This window comes from Paenibacillus sp. 01T422 (assembly GCF_056398785.1).
On record NZ_JBFTQB010000405.1, the window covers coordinates 1 to 6,434 of the forward strand.

The 6,434-nt window shown below is 46.3% G+C and carries 5 protein-coding genes and 2 pseudogenes; 6 read left to right on the plus strand and 1 reads right to left on the minus strand.

Annotated features, from left to right (window positions below; translation table 11 throughout):
• Positions 1-156 precede the first annotated feature (156 nt).
• The 6 genes and pseudogenes from pdxA (at position 157) to AC1DUA_RS21450 (ending at position 4,570) form a co-directional block, all read left to right on the plus strand.
• Positions 157-1,155, plus strand: coding sequence for a 4-hydroxythreonine-4-phosphate dehydrogenase PdxA (gene pdxA, locus AC1DUA_RS21425; protein ID WP_477501703.1), 999 nt, complete (start codon positions 157-159; stop codon positions 1,153-1,155).
• A 36-nt stretch (positions 1,156-1,191) separates the two neighbouring features.
• Positions 1,192-1,602 (plus strand): annotated as a pseudogene (locus AC1DUA_RS21430) (GNAT family N-acetyltransferase); the annotation flags it as partial.
• A 230-nt stretch (positions 1,603-1,832) separates the two neighbouring features.
• Complete coding sequence (locus AC1DUA_RS21435; RefSeq protein WP_477501704.1) at positions 1,833-2,267, plus strand: YciI family protein; 435 nt, start codon at positions 1,833-1,835, stop codon at positions 2,265-2,267.
• Positions 2,264-3,487 (plus strand): annotated as a pseudogene (locus AC1DUA_RS21440) (RNA polymerase sigma factor); the annotation flags it as partial. The gene AC1DUA_RS21435 and the pseudogene AC1DUA_RS21440, both read left to right, overlap by 4 nt.
• Before the next feature lie 45 nt (positions 3,488-3,532).
• Positions 3,533-3,874: a DUF1801 domain-containing protein gene (locus tag AC1DUA_RS21445; protein ID WP_477501706.1), complete on the plus strand. Its 342-nt coding sequence runs from the start codon at positions 3,533-3,535 to the stop codon at positions 3,872-3,874.
• A gap of 15 nt (positions 3,875-3,889) precedes the next feature.
• Positions 3,890-4,570, plus strand: coding sequence for a formylglycine-generating enzyme family protein (locus tag AC1DUA_RS21450; protein ID WP_477501705.1), 681 nt, complete (start codon positions 3,890-3,892; stop codon positions 4,568-4,570).
• 57 nt (positions 4,571-4,627) lie between these two features.
• On the opposite strand, the gene AC1DUA_RS21455 is transcribed toward AC1DUA_RS21450, so the two are convergent.
• Positions 4,628-6,430, minus strand: a complete 1,803-nt coding sequence (locus AC1DUA_RS21455) for an ABC transporter ATP-binding protein (RefSeq protein WP_477501707.1) — start codon at positions 6,428-6,430, stop codon at positions 4,628-4,630.
• Positions 6,431-6,434: the final 4 nt, after the last annotated feature.

The window sequence follows — 6,434 nt, forward strand, 5'->3', positions numbered from 1 at the left end:
ATCCTCTATACAACTGATTAAAGAAATTGAACCAGGTATCCCTTTGGGACTCCTTGTTCGCGATAAACCTGTACGGGCTGTAACAAAAGCTGGAGCTTTCGGAAATGAACATAGCCTATCCAAGGCTAAAAAAGCATTAAAGGGGGAAATCATGCAATGAATAGACCAATTATAGGTATTACGATGGGCGATGGAGCAGGCGTAGGCCCAGAAATCATCATGAAATCACTGAAGGATGTCCAGATTTATGAAATATGTCGTCCTTTTGTCATTGGCGACGCTAAATTATTAGAAAGAGCAGATCAGTTCGTTCATACGGGTCTTCGTGTCCGCCGAATTGCATCTGTTGCCGAAGCTCAGTTCGAGCACGGTACTGTGGACTGTTATGACTTAGACTTATTGCCAGCCGATCTTCCGATAGGTCAAGTATCCAAAGAAGCCGGACATGCTGCATTCATGTATTTGAAACAGGCAATTGAACTGGCTAACGCGGGAGCAATTGACGCTATTTGTACAGCGCCGTTAAACAAAGAAGCCCTTCATAAGGGTGGACACATCTACCCAGGTCATACCGAAATTTTGGCTGATTTGACGGGCACAGAGGACTTTTCAATGATGCTTTCCGCGCCGAAGTTGAAAGTTATTCATGTCACAACCCACGTTGGTATTCTGGATGCTGTCCGAATGATTAATCCTGATCGTGTCTATAAAGTAATTCGGATGGCTCATGAAACTTTGCAAAAAGCTGGATACGAGTCACCTAAAATTGCCGTCTGCGGAATCAATCCTCACGCAGGAGAGAACGGACTTTTTGGCTATGGGGAAGAAGATGAGAAAGTCGTTCCTGCGGTCAAGAAGGCGCAAGAAGAAGGAATTCAAGTCGTTGGACCTCTGCCTGCAGATACGTTGTTCTTCCGCGCAACGCGGGGAGACTTCGATATCGTCGTTGCTATGTATCATGATCAAGGACATGGTCCGATTAAAGTATTAGGGCTCGAAGCCGGTGTTAATATCACGGTAGGCCTTCCGATTATCAGAACGAGCGTAGATCACGGTACAGCGTTTGATATTGCAGGCAAAGGAATTGCTGATGAGCAAAGTTTGAAAGAAGCTCTTAAGCAAGCGATTGAATTGGCTCCTAGACGCGAACAATAATTACTTATATGACTTAGCCCTGAAGCCTTTGGTTCTACTTATGAAAGAGAAGCGCACTTTTCCCTGGAAACCTACGTTGAAAGAATCAGACCTACGCAGGAGAAATTTACACTTGGAGCTTTTGATGAGAGCCGCTCGCTTGTAGGTAATGTAAGTTTTGTTCGAGACAATGGTCTGAAAAGCATGCATAAAGGAAATGTATACGGCATGTATGTAGCACCTGAAGTGTGCGGGCAAGGTTTAGGAAAAAAACTAATGTTGGAATTGATTAGCCGAGCAAGCAGCTATGAGGGATTGGAGCAAATCAACTTAATGGTTATGTCTGAGAATATCATTGCCAAAAAACTGTACAAATCCTTGGGTTTCGAAATCTATGGCGTGGAACATAAAGCTTTAAAATATAACGGAAAGTATTATGATGAGGATTTAATGGTTCTTTACATCTAAATAAGAGGATCAAGTGGTAAAAAATATTTTTGTATCATGTCGATTCTTCCGATATCTGTTCGTCGTCCTAATAGAGAGTAAATTTCAAGAGGCAAAAAGGAGATCTAACATGGACACTAAGGCTCAATTCGATGCTTATTTCTTCGGAACTTTCAGCCTTTTTTAAGGAAACAAATAAAATTAGTTAGATAGCAAGCCAACAGCTGCACAAAAATTGGAGGGTTACATTTATGAGATTCATGATGATAGTTAAAGCTACAACAGATTCAGAGGCAGGGAATAAGCCGAGTCAAGAACTTATTGATGCCATGCAAAAGTATAATGAGGAATTAGTACGAGCGGGTGTTTTGCTCGCTGCCGATGGTCTGCAGCCTAGCTCAAGCGGCATACGGATTTCCTACCCTGAAACCGGGGGCAAACCGAAAGTTGTTGATGGTCCTTTTACGGAAGCGAAAGAGATGATAGCAGGATATACGTTGATAGAAGTTAAATCCAGGGAAGAAGCCATCGAGTGGGCGATGCGTATGCCTGATCCTCATGGATTTGGGCAAGGGGAAATTGAACTCAGACAGGTGTTCGAGATGGAGGAGTTAGTAGACAATCCTGAAACCGTTGCGAAAGATGCAGCACTTCGCCAACTAGTGCGGGAGCAGCATAAAGCGTGAATTTATCCCCTACACATAGAACCATTGATACAATATGGCGAATCGAATCGCCAAAGATTATCGCTGGATTAGTGCGAATGGTACGGGACATAGGTCTGGCGGAAGATCTTGCGCAGGATGCTCTGGTTATTGCGCTTGATCGATGGTCCGATCACAACATTCCAGAGAATCCAGGCGCTTGGCTGATGACGACAGCCAAACGGCGAGCGATTGATCATATGCGCAGGAATAAACTCCGTGACCAGAAGTATATGGAGATGGCACTTAACCAGGATTTATATGAAGTAGATGACAATAATTTGGACGAGGAGATCGGTGACGATCTTCTTCGGCTGATCTTCATGACTTGCCATCCTATCTTATCGCAGGATGCAAGAGTTGCGCTGACGCTTCGTCTGTTATGCGGACTAACTACGGATGAGATAGCACGATCTTTCCTCGTCGCCGAGTCCACGATCGCGCAGCGAATTGTTCGGGCTAAGAGAACCCTTAATGCTGAGAAGGTGCCTTTTGAAGTGCCAGCCGAGGAGCTCAAGGACCGTCTATTCTCCGTTCTTGAGGTCATTTATCTCATGTTCAATGAAGGATACTCCGCAACTTCGGGACAACATTGGATCCGTCCCTTGTTGTGCCAAGAGGCACTGAGGCTCGGACGTATACTAGCTGAGATTGCCACCCAGGAACCTGAAGTGCATGGACTTGTCGCCTTGATGGAGATTCAATCTTCAAGGTTCAAAGCACGTGTTGACACTGAGGGAGAACCTGTACTTCTTATGGAGCAGAATCGAGCTCTATGGGATCAATTGTTGATCCGCCGGGGTCTGACCGCACTAGAAAGAAGTAGGAAGCTTGGACAGGCACTTGGACCATACGCAATCCAGGCTGCAATCTCTTCCTGTCATGCACAGGCGAGGACTACAGATGAGACGGATTGGGTCCGAATTGCTGCACTCTACGAGGCGCTTTCGATCGTATCGCCATCGCCGATTGTTGAACTAAACCAGGCTGTTGCCATATCAATGGCGTTTGGTCCGGCCTATGGCCTGCAGATGGTTAATGCATTACAGTCAGAGCCATCTTTAAAAGGATACTATTTATTGCCGAGTGTTCGGGGTGACCTCTTGGTCAAGTTAGGGCGATTAGACGAAGCGTGTATGGAATTTGAACGCGCTGCATCCATGACGAGGAATGAGCGTGAAAAGGAACTTTTATTGAAACGGGTAGAGAAATTAAATCTGCAGAGTTTGCAAAGGAGAGTCGGCATAATGAATCCGGAAGTAACTGATTTTATCGAGGCGTTGAAAGAACCATGGCAGAAAGAAATGTCTGTAGTACTGCGTCAAATTGTACAGGAGGCTATTCCAGACGTTCATGAGCGTATACAATATAAGAAACTACATTTTTTGAAAAATGGAAAATATGCCGCCGTTCTATCGTCATCGAAAGACGCAATAAGCTTCACGATCTTTAATGCTACTGGACTTACGCTTCCGGATGGCTTGTTCGACGGTCCTCCGGAAAGAAAGACCTTGAAGCTAAAGCAAGGGCAGACGTTCGATTCCGAGCTTTTGAGCTCATTAGTGAGTCAAGCTGCTGCTGGACTTTAAGAAGGAGGAAGATAGTTGTTCAATGAAATAAAGAGTTACATGGACTTACAAATGGTGAAAATTCAAGGTGGGGACATAGAGTTAAGAGACGATCGTATCAAACGTAAATGGATAGCGGAAATTAGACCTTTTCATATGTCCCAATATCCAGTAACCAAGGGCTTATACGATGCAGTCACAAGTTTAACCCCAGTTTCTATTACGAGTGATCAAAAGCCTGTTGTTAATCTTTCGTGGCATGAAGCCATCAATTTCTGTAATCTGCTCTCCCGAAATACTGGACTTAATGAATGTTACACGGTAAGTCTTGATGGAGAAAACATGATTTGCAACTGGGAGTCTGACGGCTATCGGCTTCCAACTGAGGAAGAGTGGCAATATGCCTGTAAAGCGGAAACGACTGGTTATAGATACGGAGAGCTTGATAAGATTGCTTGGTATAATGAAAATTCTGGTGGATACATACAGGAAGTTGGAAAGAAGGCACCGAATTCATGGGGGCTGTACGATATGTTAGGCAATGTTTGGGAGTGGTGCTGGGATGTATACGATGAGGAAGTGTACGGCTCCTACCGGATTTTTCGAGGAGGGAGCTGGGCGGAAGAGGCGAGGGGCTGCGGAGCTTCGTGCCGTCGTCGCAGTCATCCGACACTTCGTATAGATGATCTTGGATTCCGAATTGTCAAGTCATTTTAAATTGATTAACGAAATAAAAGCCCCAGGAATGCTAATCGTCCTGGGGCTCTAGTTCGTTTATTCGACTGCACTTTCAAGATTTTTAAACTGATTAGAGAACATTCGGGAGTACGTACCATCTTGATTCATCAAAGAACTGTGACTGCCTTGTTCGGCGATCTCGCCCCGATCAATAACCATAATCGTATCTGCATCCCGAATCGTATTCAGCCGATGCGCAATTATGAAACTTGTGCGTCCTTTCATGATCGAGAGCAAGGCTTCCTGGATATGCAATTCCGTTCGCGTATCAATGCTGCTCGTCGCCTCGTCCAGAATGAGAATCGAAGGATCTGCCAAGATAACGCGCGCAATCGCAAGCAACTGGCGCTGCCCTTGACTTAAATTCCCGCCATTCTCAGAGAGCGGGGTATCGTAACGCTTGGGCAGCCGGCTGATGAAGGCGTCTGCATTCGCGAGCTTGGCTGCAGCAACTACTTCAGCATCTGACGCATCTGGCTTGCTGTATTTGATATTCTCCTTAATGGTGCCGGAGAACAGATACGTATCTTGCAGCACGATGCCGAAGCTGCGCCGTAGACTGTCTCGCGTATAGGATTTAATATCGCGTCCGTCAATCAAGATCGTACCGCTCGTAGCGTCATAGAACCGGGTCACCAGATTGACGATTGTCGTCTTGCCTGCGCCAGTAGGTCCTACGAGCGCAAGGCTGCTGCCAGCTGGCGCATCAAAGCTGACTTGATTGATGATCGGCATGTCGGGCCGGTATCCGAAGGTTACGTCTTGGAAGGTGACGTGTCCAACAGGCTTCACCAGATCGATAGCTCCAGGCTCATCTTCCACTTCCTCCGCTTCATCCAACACTTCAAAAGCGCGTTCAGCCCCAGCAACACCTGACTGGAGAACGTTATATGTGTTCGCGATTTCGTTAAGCGGCCTCACAAATTGTCGCGAGTAGCTTAGGAAGCTGGCAATAACGCCGACGGTGATGTGGCCTTTGACGGCTAGAATACCGCCAACAATGGCAACGGCGGAGAAGCCGATGTTATTGATAACGCTTAAGAGAGGCATCAGAAACCCGGACCAGATTTGTGCCTTCAACCCAACCTCATAGAGTCTACCGTTCACGTTATTGAATTCATCGATCGCTTTCTTCTCACGATTAAAAGCTTTGACTACGAGAAGTCCGGAAATGGTTTCTTCGATATGTCCATTCAGCTTACCTAGCTGTGCCTGTTGATCTTTGAATAACACACTCGTTCGCTTGGTAATCGTTTTGGCCAAAAAGAACACGAGCGGAACAGTAATGAGACTCGCAAGTGTCAATGTGGGGCTTAAAACCAACATCATAACCAAGGAACCAACAATGGCAATTGAGCCTGACATCAACTGCGTAGTTGATTGCGAGATTGAGTTGCTCACGTTATCAATATCATTCGATAACCGGCTCATGATATCGCCATGAGAGCGTCCGTCGAAAAATGCAAGAGGGAGCTTTTGCAGCTTCGCAAACATCGTTTGCCGAAGCCGCCTCACTACGCGCTGTGCAAGTCCGGCCATCACCCAGCTCTGCAGGAAGGTAAGCCCGCCATCCGCGATGTACGTGGAAATAAGGACGATCAGCGTCACATCAAGAACGCTATAATCAACCTGGCCTCCCGCCATAGCGTCGACGGCTACACCAATGAGATAAGGGCCAGCTAGTGTCAAAGCGGAGTCCACTATAATGAAAAGAAAAACAATTGTCAGCCATTTTCGTTCTGTACCTAAATACGACCATAGACGGCGTAGGGTGCCTTTGAAATTTTTGGGCTTCACGGCAGGAGCGCGACCTCCCCGACCCAGTGGTCCCGCAATCATGGGG